The sequence below is a fragment of the Candidatus Methylomirabilota bacterium genome (genome assembly GCA_035709005.1).
In the GTDB taxonomy this organism is placed as follows: Bacteria; Methylomirabilota; Methylomirabilia; order Rokubacteriales; family CSP1-6; genus 40CM-4-69-5.
The window spans coordinates 66,470-83,686 of the sequence record DASTFB010000087.1 but is presented as its reverse complement, the minus strand read 5'-3'; the positions used below and the strand labels follow the sequence as shown (position 1 = coordinate 83,686).

Genomic DNA, 17,217 nt, shown 5'->3' with positions numbered 1-17,217 from the left:
GGCGTCTCCTCTCTTCAGGCAAGTTGACGGCGGAAGCGCCAGAGTCCGAGCGCGAGGATGGCTAGCCCGAGGCCAGCCATGGCCAGGGCCTGGCGCCACAACGCTTCTATCCCGACACCCTTCAGGAAGATCGCCAGCGCGATGTCCGTGTAGTACGTCAGCGGGCTGGCCAGCGAGAGTAGCTGGATCGCCCGCGGCATCGTTTCCACGGGCGCCAAGGTCCCGGAGATCACGAACACGGGGAAGATCGTGAAGAAGGACAGGAGCAGCGCCTGCTGCAAGTTGTCGGTGACGGCGCCGATCAGGAGGCCCACTCCCAGGCCGCTGAAGAGGAACACGGCGGACAGCGCGAAGAAAAGCACAAGGCTGCCGCGGATGGGCACTGCGAACCACCAGGGCACCCACAACGCCAGGGCCAGTGACGCCAGGCTCACCGCGAAGGTCGGCACGACCTTGGCGAGCATCAGCTCCCACGCCCGGAACGGCATAACCAGGAGCTGCTCGACCGTCCCGGCCTCCTTCTCCCACGCCAGCCCCGCCGCCGGCAGGATCACGGCGATCATCATGACCGCGAGGGTCAGCATCGAGACCACCACGAAGTCCACGCTGCGCAGCGAGGGGTTGTACCAGGCTCGCCGCTGGGCGCGCACCTCGGGCACGATCTCGATCCGACCGAGCCTGGCCTGGAGCTGGCTCAGCTGGAGGCCGCGCGAATAGGCGTGGACGACCCGGTCGGCGTACCCGAGCGCGATCAGGGCCGTGTTGGAGTTCGTCCCGTCGGCGACCAGCTGGACGGCCGCGGGCAGGCGCTGATCGATCCGGCGCGCGAAACCCGGGGGGATCACCAGGCCGAGGGTGGCGCGGCCGCTCTCGATCAGCGCATCGAGCTCGGCATCGCTGTGCGCCTGGAAACGCCGGTCGAAGTACTCGGTCCGGGCGAATCGCTCCACCAGCTCGCGGCTCGAGGCCGACTGGTCCAGGTCGAAGATCGCCAGGCTCAGGTGCTTCATGTCGTAGGTGATGCTCCAGGCGCAGATTGCGATCTCGATCGCGATGGTCCAGACCACGATTACGACCAGCGGCCGGCTCCGGAGAAACTGGATGAGCTCCTTCCGGACGAGGGCAGCCAGGGGCCCCACGCGTCAACCTAGCCGCCGGCCGAAGCGCAGGGAGGCCAGGGTGAGCAGGACGGCGCCGTAGGCCACCAGGGCCAGGGCTTGCCCCCAGAGCTGATCGAGTCCGGCCCCCTTCAGCACGATCCCGCGGGCGATCGTCATGAAGTACCGGGCGGGGAAGAGGTACGTGTACGCCCGGAATCCTACCGGCATGCTGTCGATGCTGAACAGGAAGCCGGAGAAGAGAAACGAGGGCATCAAGGTGAGCACGATGGACAGCAGGATCGCCACGACCTGGCTGCGCGTCACGGTGGACACGGCGAGACCGATCGCGACCGTGCACAGGACGTAGATGAGGGACAGCCCCAGGAGGAGCGGTACGCTGCCCCGGACGGCGACGCCGAACCAGACCCACCCCGCGGCCAGGAGGAGCAGCATCTCGGCGAACGCGAGGGCTGCGTAGGGGACGAGCTTGCCGACGAGGAACTCCCAGGGGCGAACGGGCGCGATGGCGAGCTGGAGAATGGAGCCGCGCTGGCGTTCCCGCACCACCGCGAGCGCCGTGAGCATCGGCGGGAAGGCCATGAGGATCAGCGCGAAAAGACCGGGCACCACGAAGTTCTCGTTGCGCAACTCAAGGTTGTGGCGGATCCGCGGCTCCAGTCGGACGGCTTCCGCCAGCCGGACCGCCGACCCGGCGCGCGACGCCAGCGAGCGCTCCTGGATCCCGAGCGTGTAGTCCTCGGTGATCCGGTCGGCGTAGTTCAGGGCGAGGATGGCCGTGTTGGCGAACGAGCCGTCGAGGAGGATCTGGACGTCGACCGGACGCCCCTGGGCCAGCGTGCGGGCAAACCCCTCGGGAATCACGAGGACCAGGCGGGCGGCCCCATAATCGAGCAGCCGCTCGACCTCCCCGAAGGAGTGCACGGTGGCCTGGAGCCGGAAGTAGCCCGACCGGAGGAAGCCGGCGACGTACTCGCGACTGTCCGCGCTGCCGTCCTCGTCGAGGACCGCCATCCGGATCTCCCGGACGTCGAGCGTGATCGCGTAGGCGAGGAGGAACATCATGATGAGGGGCAGCACCATCGCGATCCCCAGCGTGATCGGGTCGCGCCGGATCTCACGCGCCTCCTTGCGCGCGATGGCCAGACAACGGCGCAGGCTATCCACCGGCGGTCCTCAGCCGCGCCTCCTCCATCTCCACGAAGATCACGAACACGTCCTCGAGCGTGAGGGGGACCGTCTCCAGCCGCTCGACGATGAGGCCCGCCTCGCGCAACGCCGTCCGGAGGGACGGCATGGCCGCGTTTGGATCGTCGACGAGGACGTGCAGTCGGTCGCCGAAGAGGCTGACCCGCCCGAGCGCGGGCTCGGCCCGGATCAGGCCGAGCGCTCGCAGGGGATCGGCGCAGGCGACCTCCACCATCACGCCTGCCCGCATCCGCTCCTTGAGCTGACGAGGACTGCCCTCGGCGATGAGCCGCCCCTGGTACATCAGGCCGAGCCGGTGGCAGTGCTCCGCCTCGTCCAGGTAGTGGGTGGTCACGAAGGCCGTCGTGCCCGAGGATGCGAGGGCGACGATGATGTCCCAGAACTGCCGCCGCGCCACCGGGTCGACACCGGCCGTGGGCTCGTCGAGGAACAGCACCTCGGGATCGTGGAGCAGGGCGCAGCCGAGCGCCAACCGCTGCTTGACGCCGCCGGAGAGCTCACGCGCAAGCCGACGCTCCTCACCCCCCAGCCCGGCCAGCTCCAGCGCCCAGGCGACCCGCTCGGCGAGGCGGCCGGCGGGGAGGCCGTAGCCGCGCCCGAAGAAGGCCAGGTTTTCGCCGACGGTCAGGTCCTGATAGAGCGAGAAGCGCTGGGACATGTAGCCGATTCGCGCCTTCACGCGCCGGCCAGGGCGACGAACGTCATGCCCGAGCACTTCGCCCCGCCCCGATGACGGCGGGAGGACCCCGCACAGCATCCTGATGGTCGTGGTCTTCCCCGAGCCGTTGGGACCGAGGAATCCGAAGATCTCGCCACGATCGACGGAGAGCGAAATGCCATCCACGGCGACGAAGTCGCCGAAACGCCTGGTGAGTGCCTCGAGGCGTACCGCGGGACCGGCGCTGCGGGGAGGTGCCGTCGGGCCGGTCGCCATCGCCGGCGGTCGCCTCGCCCGGTCCCCCACGGTCAGGACGAAGACGTCCTCCATGGTCGGGGGCACGCGGCGGATGTCGACCACAGCGCCGCCGAGCCGCCGCCGGATGTCACCCTCGACGTCCGGCGCCGAAGGCGTGATCACGTGGAGGGCATCGCCCGCGAGGCGGACCTGGAAGGCCGGGGGGGCGGCCAGCCGGGTCCGGGCTGAGGCGAGGTCGGGGGCCCGCACCCGCCAGACTGCCTCGGCGACGCCGGCCTTGAGCGCCGCCGGGCGGTCGTGCCTCAGGATGCGGCCACGGTCCATCAGCGCGACGCGCCCGCAGCGCTCGGCCTCGTCCATGTACGGCGTCGTCACCACCAGAGTGAGCCCCCGCCCCACGAGGCCGTGCAGGATCTCCCACAACTCGCGACGCGAGACCGGGTCGACGCCCGTGGTCGGCTCGTCGAGGAGGAGCACGGCCGGCTCGTGGATGAGCGAACAGCAGAGGTGGAGCTTCTTCTGCATGCCGCCCGACAGTGCGGCCGCCCGCCGGGTCCGGAACGGCTCCAGGCGGCTCCAGGTCAGCAGCCCGGCCTTCCGCTCGGCGCGCGCGGACGCCGGCACCCCGTACAGGTCGGCGAAGAAATCGAGATTCTCCTCCACGCTGAGCGTTCCGTAGAGCGTGAAGTCCTGGGACACGTAGCCGAGGCGCTCGCGCGCGGCCGGGCCGCTCCGGGCGACGTCGCGGTCGTCTATCCGGGCCTGCCCCGCGGTCGGATCCACGAGCGCGGCCAGCATGAGGAGCAGTGTCGTCTTGCCGGCGCCGTTGGGCCCGACGATGCCGAACAGCTCCCCCGGCGCGATCTCGAGATCGACGCCGTCGACGGCCGTCGTCTGTCCGAACCGCTTCGTGAGCCCCCGGGCCTCGATCGCCGCTGTCATCGGCTATTTCTCCGGCTCTGGCCAGGAAGCATCGGGACGCCACCGGATCAGCGCGTCGACGGGCATGCCGGGCTTGAGGATCCCCTCGGGGTTGTCGATCGCCAGCTTGACGGCGAAGACGAGCTTCGCGCGCTCGTCCTTCATGTGCACGTCCCGTGGCGTGAACTCGGCGTGCTGCGCGACCTCAGAGACGTGGGCGTCGAAGGCCCGGCCGGGGAACGCGTCGGTGTAGACACGCGCGGGATCGCCCACCTTGACCTTGCCGAGATCGGCCTCCGGCACGTACACCTTGGCGTGGAGCCGCGCGAGATCGACGAAGAGGACCAGCGGCGTGCCCGCCGCCACCACCTCGCCGGGCTCCACCAGCTTCCGGAGCACGGTTCCGGTGAAGGGCGCCAGCACCCGGGTATCTTCCACGTTCGCGCGCGCCACCGCGCGGTTGGCATCGGCCACCTCGATCCGTGCGCGGGCGGTCTCGATCGCCGCCCGGGCCTCTCGCACGCGCTCGCGCGCGGTCTGCGCGCGGCCCTCGAGCACCTCGGCCGCCGTCCGGGAAGTTCGGGCCAGGGCCAGCGTCTCCTCGGCCTGCCCGACGTGTTGCCGGGCGGCCTCCGCGCCGGCCCGTGCGACCTCGAAGCGCGTCTGCGCCTGGTCGAGCTGCTGGGCGGCGATGAGCTCCTTGGCGTAGAGCTCCCGGGCTCTGGCGAAATCGCGGTCGGCGTTCGTCCGACTGGCCTCCGCCTCCGTCAGCCGGGCGCGGGCGGCGCCCAGCGCCGCCTCGGCCTCGCCGATCCGCGCCCGGGCTTGTTGCCTGGCGTGCGTGACCGCGAGGTCCGCCGTCTCGACCTCGCGGCGGGCCGAGGCCAGGTGGGCGTGAGCCTCGGCGAGCTCCTCGCGGGCCGTGTGCACGGCGTGCGCGGCCTGGGCGAGCTGGGCGCGGACCTGGTCGGACGCGAGCTCGGCAATCAGCGCGCCGGAGTCGACGCGTTGGCCCTCCCGGACCAGCAGTTTCACGACCTTACCGCCCGCCCGCGGCCCCACGGCCGACTCGTCACCCTCGACGCGGCCGTTGACCTCGAGGATCCCCGACGGCCGTTCTGCCGGGCGCAGCACGAGCCACGCCGCCGCCGCCGTCACCGCAGCCGCCAGGGCGGCTACGCCGAGCATCATCGCAGCACGGCGGACGGTCCCCGTCGGCAGCCTGGTCATCTGACGGCGGCCGTGCGGGGAATCGGCGCTCGAAGAGCCATCGACCCGCCTACGCCTCGTTGCCCCGCCGGGAACCCGGCCAGCAGGGGCACACATAATCTGAGGACCGATAGTGCCCGAGGAGCCGGTCCACGAGCCGGCTCGGGTCCGCTTCGTACATCACCTCGGCGCCGGTCTTCTTCCGGAGGCTCGTCTCCACCGTTCGCAGCGCGGCCGTGATGCCACCCGTTCCCGTGAGAACGCCGATCAGCTTGCCCTCCTCGTAGGCGATGGCAAACTCGCCGAGCGTGCCCGATCGCCCGCCGATGACGACCACGATATCGCTGCTCCGGATGTTCACCATCTCGCGGCCCATGAGACCGAGGCCCGTGAACACCAGCACGTCGTACTCACGATAAGGAGAGGTGAAGCTCTCGACATGTTCCTTGAGCGAGCTCGCTGGGGAGATCCCCACGACATGGCCGCCAACCTCCTTGGCGCCCAGCACGGCCTCGTGCGGGAGCCCGGGGCACGCACCCGTCAGCAGGCAGCATCCGCGGTCCGCGATGGTCCGCCCCAACCTCCTGCAGAGGGCGGTGATACTCGGCTCCGGCAACTCGGCCGCCGAGCCCATCACTCCGATGCGGACCTGGACACCGGTGAACGGGTCGCGGGCCACGTAAGATGAGGGTGTCATCAGATCTCCTGAGATGGACCGGCTTTCACCGAGCCTCCTTCACTGGCTGAAAGCGTCGCGCCACGACGTTGTAGATGGGCGTGAACACGAGCCCCGCGTACACGCCGTAGAGGAAGGTCTCCACCAGCCCGAGCACGAAGCTCCCCGCGGTGAGCCACGTGAAGCCCGGCAGGATGGCCTCGAGAAACTGTGTCATGTGGAGGCTCCTCGGGACTAGTAGGCCGTATGCCACGCACACGACGAACGTCACGGCGCTGAAGAGCCCGAGGGACAATGTCATCGCGCGCCAGTTCAGGCTGTGCATCGCGTCCCTCCATGCGGGCGCCGGGGGTTGACGTCCCGGCTTCCGTGCCGGTCGTGCCCGGGGGCGCAGGCCGAGCCGCCAGAGACTCTGCTACAACGTTGAGGAGGGTCAGGCGCGGGGAGGGGGAGACGGGCGGTCCGCTAGAGGGGCAATGTACCCGGCAAGGGGGCCTGGCTGAGCACGGCCGGTAACCGCCAGTGAAAAAGCGAGCGGAGAGACGGTCACGATCAGGAGACTCAGGTTGCACAGATCGGCGTCGGCGCCGTCGTCGTCCAGGATGCAGAGGCCAGCCGCTAGGACCAATCCGATCAGCACCATGACCGCCAATCTACGAGGCATGCTCAAGCGCTCCTGCCTGGCCTCCAGGGCAAATTGCCTGCCAGAACCCACAGCCCGGAAGGTCTCGTGGAATCAGCCGGTTCCCGGCAGATTCACCGATCGAACACCTTGCCACTGGGGCATTGCAGCCCCATCTGAGGCGGATACGGCCCGCCATCAGGCCCCCGACAACGGCAATGCCTCGGCGCATCGCGAGATTTCACACGAGACCGCTACGCCGCAGATCGCGGACGACCCGCCAGGCCAGCAGGACGACGGCGACCAGCAGCAGGGGTTGCGCCACGAACATGAAGAGCGCCAGCGTGAGACCGGTGACCCGGATCAGCATGATCAGGGTGAGGAGGACACCCAGACCGGTGAGCACGATGACGGCGCGCAGGAGACGGGGCTGCCGGGCGATCACTGCACCGCCCGAGCGGCTGCCGCCCGGTGCGCAGGGCCGTGGCAGCCGAGGCACGAAACCGCGCCGGTGATCATCTGCGCCACCAGTTCCCGGCCGTGGCCGGCCGATTCGAGGAACTTCAGGGATTCTCCGTGACAGTGCAGGCACCGGGCGCTGGCATAGGGACGGGCGATCGTCAGCGGCAGGCTATAGGACCCCGTTGTCTGGCGCGCGAGGTGCTCGAGCCCCTTCCACTTCGCCCTCAGTCCCCCGAACATGCCGTAGTCGGAATGACACGTGTAGCATTGATTGTCCTGGATGTAGCGGTTCTTGAAATGAACGGCGGCCAGCGTCTGACTGGCGGGCTCGCGGAGGTCGCTCACGTACGGTCTCATCGCATGGCAGGCCCCGCAGGCCTCCACGCTCTTGGCCGCTTCGAATCCGTAGTGGTATCCGAAGAATGTCACGGCGAGCGGCAGCACGACGACCGCCGCGGGCAGCAGCAGCCTCAGGGTGGGTGTCACTCCTGCCCGGCGGAGCATCGTCCAGGCGACGGCGAGAAGGACGCAATCGAGAATGGCGAACGCGATCCCGAGTCCGCGGGCCCAGTCGTTGACCGTGCCGAGCCACCCGTGCGGTTGCGGGATGGCTGAGGTGGCTGTCGCCAGGAGAGGCAGCAAGGACCCGAGCCATCCGCTCGTCACTTCTGAGCTTTACCGCCGGGATAGTCCTTCAGCCACGACAGATCGACCTGGCTCGCTCGGCGCCGCTCTCGTTCCTGGACCAGCCACCGGCCGCGGTCGTTCAGCTCGCCAGGCGTGTAGGTCTCCTTTTTCGGCAGCTTGGTGCTGTGGCAGTAGAGACAGTTCTGGGCCGGGTACCCGAGGTCCTTCGCGTTCTTTACCCAGAGTGGCTCGGCCACGGCGGCACCGAGGCTAACGCTCCAGAAGACGAGCACGAGGGCCGACGTTCGAAGAATCACTGTGGTCTCCACCCTGCCGATCGCTTGACACACGCGAGGCAGCGGTGTCAAGGTTACGCTACCGTGCGTCTGGCGCAGCGATTCGGCCAGGTCCTGGTGGCGTTCACAGCCGCGATGTGCTTGGGCCACGTGTGCCCGGTCCCGGATCATGCTTCGACGGCGACGGTCACGACCCGTGAAGCCGCCGACGAGACGCCCGGTCACGCCACTGATGCGGTCGCCGAAGCGTCGTGTGACGCCGCGGCACCGTCGCCTGTGAGCCTCATCATCGTCGGCGCGGCCAGTGCGGAGATTACTCCTGAACGCAATGCCCTGCGTGCTCGGTCGGCGGCTGGGCAGGTTCGAGCTGTCGCGACCTCACCGCCGCTGTTCTTACGCCACGCCGCGCTACTGATCTAGCCTCTCGTCCGCCTCTCACTGTCCCTCACAGATCTGCTGGTTCGAGGGCAGGTGTCTTCGTTGAGCGTTCGGGACGTCCCCTGTCGGGGAGGCGTGGCGTGGGACGACGAGCAGCCTGGTCCGTCACGATAGTCGGGTGCACAGGGCTTTTGGCCCTGGCCTTTGCGCTCTCTGCCTGCTCGCCAGCCCAGCCGCCTTCTCCCGTTTCGCCAGTCGCGCAATCGAGCACCACTGCATCGGCTCCGGTAGACGGCTACGTCGGCGCCGAGACCTGCAAGGCGTGCCACGAGGACGCCTACGAGCGCTTCGCGACCACCCGGATGGGGCGGCTGTTCCTCCGGCATCCGCGCAATGCGCTGGAGCGGCTGGGCTGCGAGAACTGCCACGGGCCGGGCCAGGCCCACGTCGAGGCCGGTGGAGGTAAGGGGCGTCAGGCCAGGCTGATCACCTTCGCCAGGGACGATCCCACCGCGCCGGAGCGGCGGAGCGAGGCGTGCCTGGCGTGCCACACCAAGGGCGACCGCCTGTTCTGGACCGGGAGCCCCCACGACTCCCGCGACGTCACCTGCGCCGGCTGCCACAGGGTCATGCAGGACCATTCGCCGCGCGCCCAGTTGGCCCGGGCTACCGAGATCGATACCTGCGGCTCCTGCCATATCCAGAGGCGGGCCCAGCAGATGCGCTCGTCCCACATGCCGCTGCGGGAGGGCAAGATGACCTGTACGTCGTGCCACAACCCGCACGGCACCGTCACCCCGGCCCTGCTCAAGGAGCAGTCCCTCAACGACACCTGCTACACCTGCCACGCCGAGAAGCGGGGGCCGTTCCTCTGGGAGCATCCGCCCGTCGCCGAGAGCTGCGTGAATTGCCACGATCCACACGGCTCCAACCACGAGCGGATGCTCAAGATGGCCAAGCCACGGCTCTGCCAGCAGTGCCACGTGGAGACCCGCCATCCGACCAACCCGTACGGTCGGGAAACCGCATCCGCCAAGTTCGTGTTCGGCCGAGCCTGTTCCAGCTGCCACGTGAACATCCATGGCTCCAACCATCCCTCGGGATTCGCCTTCACGCGGTAGGCGATGAGAGCGGCGAGGCCGAAAGCCCTCATCGTCGCGGCGCTGACGGTGCTCGGGGGCGCTGACCTCGCCTCCGCCCAGGTCAGCCCGGGCGGCCTCACCCTCGAGGGGGAGGTCGAGGCCGGGGGCCGATTCTTCATCGAGCGTCCCTCGCCGACCCGTCGAGCTAAGTTCGAGGAGTACCGAGACCTATCGCCCGGGCCGTTCCTGCACGAGCTGCAGCTGAGGCTGTTTCGTCCCGACGAAAGCTACTCCGTCGAGCTCGGGGGCTCGAAGTGGGGCCACGAGGACCAGGAGTTCTCGCTGGGCGCCGGCCGGCTCGGGCTCTGGCAGTTCGGGTTCGCATGGGATCAGATCCCCCACCTGTACTCCACGACCGCGCGGACGCTGGCCGTCGAGACCGACCGCGGTGTTTTCACGCTGCCGGCTCCGCGGCCCGCGCTCTCGACCCACAACACGCCCGATCAGTCCGAGATCAGCATCCGCTGGGACACCGCGCGGATGTTCGTCAGGGTCACGCCGACCCCGGATCTGGATCTGGACGCGCAGTACACGCGGACCCATAAAGCCGGCGACCGTCCCTTCGGGATGGCATTCGGCAGCCCGGGCAACAATTTCTACGAGATCGTGGAGCCGATCGACCAGACGATCCACGACCTGCGCCTGCGCGCGACCCTGGCTCGCGACCGCTGGCAGCTGCAGCTCGGGTACGCGCTCTCGATGTTCCAGAACTCGCTGAGCCGCGTCATCGCCGACAACCCGTGCTTCGGCAACGTGGCGTCGTGCGGCGCCAGCGACGGCGGCGCGGCCGCCCCGGCCTCGGGACAGATCGCGCTGGCCCCCGACAACATGGCCCACACGCTGAGCCTCGCCGGAGGGGTCACCCTGCCGCTCCGGACGCGCCTGACCGCGAATGTCGCGTACAGCTTGCGTCTTCAGAACGAGACGTTTCTGCCCCACACGATCAACCCGGCCATCAGCGACCCGGCGCTTGCCCTGCCGCAGGACAGCCTCAACGGGATGGTCGGGACCACGCTCGTAAACTTGAGCGCCACCAGCCGACCACTGCGACCGCTGACCCTCAGATTGCGCTACCGGCTCTACGACCTGCAGGACATGAGCGACGAGCCGGTCTTTCCCGGGCACGTCGTCGACGACCGGACCCTGGTGGTCGAAGACCGCCGGGCGGGCCGCTTCGAGTACACCCGACAGAATGCGGACGCCGATGCGCGAATGCGCCTCCTGCGCCCGCTGACCATCACGGTGGGTGGAGGCTGGGAGCGGTGGGACCGCAACGAACACCGCGAGGTCCCCACGAGCGACGAGTACTTCGCCAGGGGCGCTCTGGACGCCACGCCGCTCGACTGGCTGCTCGTCCGGCTCACGTACCGTCCCTCGTTTCGGCGGATCGAGGAGTACGACACGTTTGCCCACCTCGTGCACACGGTGGTAGAGGAGGATGTGACCAGCGCTGCGGCCCAGAGCCAGTCTCCGCTGCTGAGGAAATTCGACGAGGGCGAGCGGGATCGCCAGCGCGTCGACCTGCTCCTGCAGTTCATGCCCGCCGACGCCGTCACCGCCTCGGTGACGGGAGCCCTGTACGACGACGACTACATCGCGTCACCCCTCGGTCTGCAGGACGCCACCACCTGGTCCGTCGGCGTCGATCTCACCTGGGCTCCTCTGCGGTGGCTATCGCTCTACGGCGGCTACACCCACGAAGTCATCGAGCAGACGCAGCGTTCCCGGAGCCGGCCGGTGAGTGGGGGCGTGACCTTGGATTTTGCCGATTACGACTGGATAGCCGTCCACACCGACACCGTGGACACGCTCTATGCGGGTACCCGGATCGGGCTGATCCCGCGGGTGCTCGACTGGAGCCTCGACGCCAGCTACGCCTCTGCGCTCGGTAGGGTGCAGAACGGGAACCCCGTGACGCCAGCCAGCGGGACGGCGGCCCAGGATGCCACGGCCACCGCCAAGCCCTGGCCCGCCTTCGAAGACCGGCTCCTCCGTCTGGAGACGGCGTTGCGGTACCGCTTCGCGAAGAGGTGGACGGCCAAGCTCGGGTACGTCTTCGAGTCGTTTCGGAAGAACGACTGGCGGACCGATCGGCTGAACCCGTTCATTCCGGGCGTGACGTCGATCTGGCTGGGGAATGACGCCAGGAATTACGATGCCCACATGCTTATAGCAACGCTGGGCTACCGCTTCGACTAGCCTCAGAGCCACAATCGGCGAAGGAGGGTTCGTCATGATGCGCGTCATCGGTCCGATCGCGGTCGCGGCAGTGCTGATCACCGTCACGCTGCCGGCCGTCGCCCAGCAATCCGGTCAGCCATCCGATCCTCACCACCCGCAGCAGCAAGCGCCCGTGCCCGGCCAACCGGCACCCGGCCAGCCGGCGCCGGGCGGGGGTCCCGGCGGGATGGGCGGCATGATGGGCGGCGGCATGATGGGAGAGATGATGCGCATGCACGGCGGCGGGATGATGGGTCATGGCCGCGGTGGCGAAGGGCCATTGAGTCTGTGCCCGACGGCAAGGATGCTGGCGCACGACGACGCCAGGGCGATGAGCCGGAGCCTGAGAATCTGCGGCGACCTCCTCAAGGCGATGGGCGAGGTTCTGCTGAAGCACGGCGCCGAACTGGAGAAGGTGCCGGCGCCATCCGCGCCCGGTCCGCGCCCGTGATCCGAGGCAAGGCCCTGATGCCGCTCGTGGTGGGGCTTCTCACGCTGGCGATCGTGACCGGGTGGGCAAGCGAGGTCCAGGTCCATCACATCCACGGTTTGTCGGTCGACTCGGGTGATCCCGCGATCGTCTATGTGGCGACGCATACGGGCCTCGCGAAGCTCGCGCCGGGCCGAAGGCCTGAGCTCGTAGGCGAGCATCGCTTCGACCTCATGGGGTTCACGGCGCATCCGAGCCGCCAGGGCCTGGTCTGGGCGAGCGGTCATCCCGATCTGCCCACGTATCACCGGGAGGGGGTCGCCAACCTGGGGGTCCTCGAGAGCCGGGACGGCGGCGCCACGTGGCGGTCGGTGGCGCTCCGGGGCAAGGCGGACTTCCACGCGCTTGCCTGGAGCCCTCACGACGGGGGTCATCTCTATGGCTGGACTGTCGCCGGTGAGCCGGGGCTTTATCGGGTCTCGCCGGCGTCAGCCAAGGTCGAGCGCCTGCCCACCCGCGGGCTCGCCGACGTCAGCGCTCTCGCCGCCAGCCCGGCGCCCGCGGGGCCCCTGCTTGCGGGCACGCGCCGGGGCTTGCTGGCAAGTCGCGACCGCGGGCTCACATGGTTGCCGGTGACGGGACTCCCGGCCGGGGCGCCGGTCACTGCCGTGGCGTTCCACCGCAACGACGCACGCGTCGTTTACGCCTTCGCGGCCGGTGCCGCCAGCGTTCTCTTCCGAAGCGCGGACAGCGGAAGGACGTGGGAGAAGTCCGCGCTTCAACGCGAGGCGCAGGATCCCGTGATCGCGCTGGCGGTAGGCCCTGGCCAGCAGGTCGTGGCTGCCACGACGAGCGCCGACGTCCTGCGCTCGGGCGATGGCGGGGGGACGTGGGAGGTCCTGCTCGAGCGTGGGCGGTCGCGCACATCCTCGCGGTGACAGCGAGGGGCGGCGGCCGCCCCTCGCTCAGGAATCAGCGGCCCGAAAGCTGCCCTGATCGGATGAGGTCCACAAGGACGTTCCATTCCTCTTTTTTGAGGACAGCCGCGTTCCCATCCTCACCGATCCGGATGGCGTCGCCATCGATCACGACTTCCGGACAGTTCGTGCAGCCTGGGCAGAGGGAGAATCTCTCCATCGCTGATCACCTCCCTTCGACTCGATATGCGGACAGATGGCGGGCAACCGCCCGGAGGCGGTGCCCCAGGACCGCAGACTGCCTCGCAGGTCGTCCAAGAGAGTTCCGAGGCTCCTGATCTTCTTGTGAAGAATGGCCCGTACATGTGTGCAAGGAGCGCGCCCTGCCCGCCGAAGAGCGACGATCTCCCCGATCTCGGTTAGCGTGAACCCGAGCTGGCGCGCGCGGCCAATGAACGCGAGGACTACCAGCACGTCGTCCGGGTAGACACGGTAGCCGGATTGAGTGCGGCGCGAAGGCGGCAGCAACCCTTTGGCCTCATAGAGCCGAAGAGCCTTGCGGCTCATCCCGCTACGCGCAGCCACCTCGCCGATCAGCAACCCTGACCGCACGGGGCCCAGGATAGACCTTGCCCCTGGGGGCAAGGTCAAGCCTTTTCGGGTTCGCCGTTCAGCGCTCAAAGCCGCCACTGTCGTGTGGGACGTCGCTACGTTCGGGCGCTGGCTCGAGGACCCCCAGGCCGTCGTGCCGGGGAATCTCATGACGTTCCCCGGACTGAAAGATGGAAGACAGCGGCCGACGTCGTCGCGTACCTGGAGGCGGTTGCCGCAGTCCGAGCGCCTGCCGTGGCGCCACGGGGGCGGATGATGGCCGGCCTGGCACGTCCCAAACCTCAAGGCGCTGGGGCCGGAACGTCGGGTGAAGGGGATTCGCTACTGCGGCGACGGCTACCACGTCACGACCGAAGATGGCCGGACGGTCCCTTTCTGGGAGCTCAATCTGCGCTTGAAGACGGACTCCAGCGCGCAGGGGCCGGCTCCCGGCCGGCCCGTGTTGCTGCCGGCAGGGATGCAGGGCGACCGGGCGTCGCTCCTGTTCGCCTCGCCGCAGGAGATCAGCCGAGCGGTGGAGGCGAGCTGTCCCTGAACGGGTCGGCGGCGCTGCGCCCGGGACGGGCCTGCCCCACCGACGGTTGGCTGAGGGTCCGGCCCGCGCCGCTCCCTAGCGAGTGACCATCTTTCGTATGGACAGCGCGAAGAACAGGATCACCAGGCCAATCAGGATCGAGGTGCCGGCCAGGAGCCAGACCAGGAACTTCGGCTCCAGGAAAATCAACACACCTCCCAGGATCAGGAGGAGGCCGGGTATCAGCAGCAGGAGGCCGATACCCGGTTTTTCCGCCATCTCCCTGCACATCGACGCCATCGGGCACATCGCCATGGCGCTCCTGCGTTGCGTGCCCTGGTCCTGGTTCATCATCGGCGCTTCTCCTTATTCGGTGCCGAGCAGGAGGCTTCGAGGGACCGCCGGTGCCGGCTACACGGCGGCCACGCTCGCGCTGGGCATGGTCACCTCCGCCTCGTGACGAACCGGGAAGTTCACCGAGTTCACCACGACGCAGATGTTGTGCGCCTTCTCGTGTAGCGCCCTGGCCTTCTCGAGATCGCTTCCCGGTTCCAGCACCACCTTGGGGCGAAGGAGCACATCGACAAACCTCACCTTCCCGTCCCGGCGCGCGATCGTGGCGACGGCGGCGTCCTCGTACGAGCGCACCGCGATGCCGGCGTGGGCACAGACGGCCAGATAGCTCAGCATGTGGCAACCGGCCAGCGAGCCAAGGAGCAGGTCTTCGGGATTGTAGAGGGTGGGGTCGCCGTGAAACGCCGGATCGGCAGAACCTCGCAACGGAGGCTTACCTTCGAACTCGGCTCGGAACTCTCGCGAGTAACGTTCGACGGAGCTGGTCGGTCCGAGCGCTCCGCCGCTCCAGACGAGCGTCGCGTAGAAATGGGCCTCTGCCATTGGGGCCTCCTTCAGGGGCGGAGTCGGTCCTCCAGAGGGACAAGTCATCAACGCGTGCATACCCGGTGCCGCAGCCGTCCGGTTATGGTGGCTGTAACCTGCTGAAGTGGCGGGCTTCTCGACGGTGCGTGAAACGCCCGGGAGGATCGAGTGAGGCGTGAGCTTCCCACCTGGGGATGCGGTGACGCAGCGACGGCGGCAGCGGCGTCCCGGTGCGGCGCTTGCTGACGACGACCTCCGGGCCGCGGTCAGCTGATCAGGCGCACCGCCCAGAGCGACAGGATGGGGAAGGCCAGGAGCAGCGTGACGCGGACGGCGTCCGAGGCCAGGAAGGGGAGCACGCCCCGGTAGGTCTCGGCCATGGGCACGTCGCGGGCGAGGCTGTTCACGACGTACACGTTCAGGCCGACGGGCGGCGCGATGAGCCCGATCTCGACGACCGAGAGGACCAGGATCCCGAACCAGATCGCCTTCTCCGTCGAGTTCAGGCCGAACAGGCTCAGCTCCATCACCACCGGGATGAGGATGGGGACGGTCAGGATGATCATGGACAGCTCGTCCATGACGCTGCAGAGGATGATGTAGAAGCCGAGGATCCCCGCCACGACGGCCAGCGGGGGCAGGCTCAGCTCCACCACGGACTGGGCGAGCTGTGCCGGCATCTGGGACAGGGCCAGCGCGGCGTTCAGCATGTCGGCCCCGAGGAAGATCAGGAAGACCATGGCGGTGGTCTCGGCGGTGCCGAGGAACGCCCGCTGGAGCGCGGCCAGGCCGAGCTCGCGCCTGGCCACCGCGGTGAGGAAGGTGCCCGCCGCGCCGACCCCGGCCCCCTCGGTGGGCGTGAACAGGCCTCCGTAGATGCCGCCGAAGACCACCACGAAGATCGCGGCGATGGGCCACACGTCGGCGAGGGCGGCCAGGCGCTCCTGCCGGGTGGCGCGTGGCAGCGCGGGCGCCTGGCCGGGCACCAGCCGTACGTACACGGCGATCGCGGTGACGTAGCCGGCGGCGGCCAGCGCGCCGGGCACGAAGGCGGCCGCGAACAGCTTGGCGATGTTCTGTTCGGTGAGGATCGCGTAGACCACCAGGACCACCGACGGCGGGACCAGGATACCGAGCGTCCCGCCGGCGGCCAGGGTGGCCGTGGCCAGCCGTCCCGAGTAGTGGTGGCGCCGCATCTCGGGCAGGGCCACCTGACTGAGGGTCGCTGCGGTCGCCACCGACGAGCCGCAGATGGTGCCGAAGGCGGCGCAGGCCAGCACGGCGGCCATGGCCAGGCCGGCGCGGTGGTGGCCGACGAGCGTGTTGGTGAACCGAAACAGCGCGCGCGACAGACCGCCCTGGGTGGCGAACTGCCCCATGAGCAGGAACAGCGGAATCACCGAGAGGTCGTAGACGGACAGGCGCGCCCAAGCCGCGCCCTTGAGATGGTTCAGCAGGACCGTGGGGCTCGCCAGCAGGGCATAGCCCACGGCGCCGGGAATGAACATGGCGATGGCGATGGGCACGCGGAGGGCCATGAGGCCGAGCATCGCCGCGAACAGCAGGAGCCCGGCTTCGACCGCGCTCAGCCCCGCGCTGCCTTCCAGGACGCGATGGCGGTGGCCAGGCCGACGAGGGCGGCCAGCGCCAGCGAGGGCACGATGGCCGCGTAGCCGATCCAGATGGGGAAGCCGACGATCATCGACACCTCGCCGGCGGCCTTGACGGTCAGCATCCCGGCCGTCGTGCGCCAGGCCAGCAGCGCCATGACGGCCGCCACGGCGAGCGCGCCAAAGGCGTCGAGCGCGGCCTGCACGCGCGCGGGCGCCCTGACGGTGAAGAAGTCGACGATGATGTTGCCGCGGCGAAGCTGGCAGTAGGGCAGGAACATGGCGATTCCCGCCCCGCAGCCGACCTGGACCAGCTCGAAGTCGCCCGGCACCGGCGTGCCGAGGACGGCCCGCCCGACGATCGAGACCACGGACATCCCGGTGATCACGACCAGGAGCGCGCCCCCGGCCAGGGCGAAGGCGCGGGCCAGACCCTCGAGGGCGCCGGTCACGCGTGGG

18 protein-coding genes are annotated in these 17,217 nt (G+C 69.0%); 5 read left to right on the top strand and 13 right to left on the bottom strand.

Annotated features, from left to right (window positions below):
• Window positions 1-14: 14 nt before the first annotated feature.
• The 9 genes from VFR64_15390 to VFR64_15350 all read right to left on the bottom strand — a co-directional run bounded on the left by VFR64_15390 (window position 15) and on the right by VFR64_15350 (window position 8,089).
• Window positions 15-1,139, bottom strand: a complete 1,125-nt coding sequence (locus tag VFR64_15390; GenBank protein HET9491124.1) for an ABC transporter permease — start codon at window positions 1,137-1,139, stop codon at window positions 15-17.
• A gap of 3 nt (window positions 1,140-1,142) precedes the next feature.
• Window positions 1,143-2,285 carry an ABC transporter permease gene (locus tag VFR64_15385; protein HET9491123.1) on the bottom strand — a complete coding sequence of 381 codons (1,143 nt, stop codon included), beginning with the start codon at window positions 2,283-2,285 and terminating at the stop codon, window positions 1,143-1,145.
• Window positions 2,278-4,185, bottom strand: a complete 1,908-nt coding sequence (locus VFR64_15380; GenBank protein ID HET9491122.1) for an ATP-binding cassette domain-containing protein — start codon at window positions 4,183-4,185, stop codon at window positions 2,278-2,280. The genes VFR64_15385 and VFR64_15380 overlap by 8 nt, the downstream gene beginning before the upstream one ends.
• Before the next feature lie 3 nt (window positions 4,186-4,188).
• Window positions 4,189-5,394: an efflux RND transporter periplasmic adaptor subunit gene (locus VFR64_15375; GenBank protein HET9491121.1), complete on the bottom strand. Its 1,206-nt coding sequence runs from the start codon at window positions 5,392-5,394 to the stop codon at window positions 4,189-4,191.
• 49 nt (window positions 5,395-5,443) lie between these two features.
• A complete protein-coding gene (locus tag VFR64_15370) occupies window positions 5,444-6,070 on the bottom strand; it encodes a hypothetical protein (GenBank protein ID HET9491120.1) in 627 nt (208 codons plus the stop codon).
• 25 nt (window positions 6,071-6,095) lie between these two features.
• On the bottom strand, window positions 6,096-6,350 hold the full coding sequence (locus tag VFR64_15365) for a DUF5676 family membrane protein (GenBank protein ID HET9491119.1): 255 nt from the start codon (window positions 6,348-6,350) through the stop codon (window positions 6,096-6,098).
• Window positions 6,351-6,912: 562 nt separating this feature from the next.
• Window positions 6,913-7,116: a hypothetical protein gene (locus tag VFR64_15360; protein ID HET9491118.1), complete on the bottom strand. Its 204-nt coding sequence runs from the start codon at window positions 7,114-7,116 to the stop codon at window positions 6,913-6,915.
• A complete protein-coding gene (locus tag VFR64_15355) occupies window positions 7,113-7,775 on the bottom strand; it encodes a NapC/NirT family cytochrome c (protein ID HET9491117.1) in 663 nt (220 codons plus the stop codon). Before VFR64_15355 ends, VFR64_15360 begins: the two co-directional genes overlap by 4 nt.
• 20 nt (window positions 7,776-7,795) lie before the next feature.
• Window positions 7,796-8,089 (bottom strand): hypothetical protein, encoded by a 294-nt coding sequence (locus tag VFR64_15350; GenBank protein HET9491116.1) that lies wholly within the window; start codon window positions 8,087-8,089, stop codon window positions 7,796-7,798.
• Between the two features lie 485 nt (window positions 8,090-8,574).
• On the opposite strand from VFR64_15350, the gene VFR64_15345 reads away from it, so the two are divergent.
• From VFR64_15345 to VFR64_15325, 5 genes are all read left to right on the top strand, one after another.
• On the top strand, window positions 8,575-9,555 hold the full coding sequence (locus VFR64_15345) for a DmsE family decaheme c-type cytochrome (protein ID HET9491115.1): 981 nt from the start codon (window positions 8,575-8,577) through the stop codon (window positions 9,553-9,555).
• Between the two features lie 3 nt (window positions 9,556-9,558).
• A complete protein-coding gene (locus VFR64_15340; protein HET9491114.1) occupies window positions 9,559-11,775 on the top strand; it encodes an MtrB/PioB family decaheme-associated outer membrane protein in 2,217 nt (738 codons plus the stop codon).
• Between the two features lie 34 nt (window positions 11,776-11,809).
• Window positions 11,810-12,247 (top strand): hypothetical protein, encoded by a 438-nt coding sequence (locus VFR64_15335; protein HET9491113.1) that lies wholly within the window; start codon window positions 11,810-11,812, stop codon window positions 12,245-12,247.
• A gap of 17 nt (window positions 12,248-12,264) precedes the next feature.
• Window positions 12,265-13,164, top strand: a complete 900-nt coding sequence (locus VFR64_15330; GenBank protein HET9491112.1) for a YCF48-related protein — start codon at window positions 12,265-12,267, stop codon at window positions 13,162-13,164.
• 898 nt (window positions 13,165-14,062) lie between these two features.
• Window positions 14,063-14,290 (top strand): hypothetical protein, encoded by a 228-nt coding sequence (locus tag VFR64_15325; GenBank protein HET9491111.1) that lies wholly within the window; start codon window positions 14,063-14,065, stop codon window positions 14,288-14,290.
• A gap of 75 nt (window positions 14,291-14,365) precedes the next feature.
• Here the strand turns inward: VFR64_15325 and VFR64_15320 are convergent, their stop codons facing one another.
• From VFR64_15320 to VFR64_15305, 4 genes are all read right to left on the bottom strand, one after another.
• A complete protein-coding gene (locus VFR64_15320) occupies window positions 14,366-14,623 on the bottom strand; it encodes a hypothetical protein (GenBank protein ID HET9491110.1) in 258 nt (85 codons plus the stop codon).
• Window positions 14,624-14,680: 57 nt separating this feature from the next.
• Window positions 14,681-15,166, bottom strand: coding sequence for an OsmC family protein (locus VFR64_15315; protein ID HET9491109.1), 486 nt, complete (start codon window positions 15,164-15,166; stop codon window positions 14,681-14,683).
• 248 nt (window positions 15,167-15,414) lie between these two features.
• Window positions 15,415-16,737: a TRAP transporter large permease gene (locus VFR64_15310; protein ID HET9491108.1), complete on the bottom strand. Its 1,323-nt coding sequence runs from the start codon at window positions 16,735-16,737 to the stop codon at window positions 15,415-15,417.
• Window positions 16,734-17,210: a TRAP transporter small permease gene (locus VFR64_15305; GenBank protein HET9491107.1), complete on the bottom strand. Its 477-nt coding sequence runs from the start codon at window positions 17,208-17,210 to the stop codon at window positions 16,734-16,736. Before VFR64_15305 ends, VFR64_15310 begins: the two co-directional genes overlap by 4 nt.
• Window positions 17,211-17,217 lie beyond the last annotated feature (7 nt).

Coding starts and splice junctions, on each gene's coding strand:
- VFR64_15315 (HET9491109.1), bottom strand. CDS start 15,166: ATGGCAGAGGCCCATTTCTACGCGACGCTCGTCTGGAGCGGCGGAGCG.
- VFR64_15365 (HET9491119.1), bottom strand. CDS start 6,350: ATGACATTGTCCCTCGGGCTCTTCAGCGCCGTGACGTTCGTCGTGTGC.
- VFR64_15335 (HET9491113.1), top strand. CDS start 11,810: ATGATGCGCGTCATCGGTCCGATCGCGGTCGCGGCAGTGCTGATCACC.
- VFR64_15320 (HET9491110.1), bottom strand. CDS start 14,623: ATGATGAACCAGGACCAGGGCACGCAACGCAGGAGCGCCATGGCGATG.
- VFR64_15340 (HET9491114.1), top strand. CDS start 9,559: ATGAGAGCGGCGAGGCCGAAAGCCCTCATCGTCGCGGCGCTGACGGTG.
- VFR64_15370 (HET9491120.1), bottom strand. CDS start 6,070: ATGACACCCTCATCTTACGTGGCCCGCGACCCGTTCACCGGTGTCCAG.
- VFR64_15330 (HET9491112.1), top strand. CDS start 12,265: ATGCCGCTCGTGGTGGGGCTTCTCACGCTGGCGATCGTGACCGGGTGG.
- VFR64_15380 (HET9491122.1), bottom strand. CDS start 4,185: ATGACAGCGGCGATCGAGGCCCGGGGGCTCACGAAGCGGTTCGGACAG.
- VFR64_15375 (HET9491121.1), bottom strand. CDS start 5,394: ATGACCAGGCTGCCGACGGGGACCGTCCGCCGTGCTGCGATGATGCTC.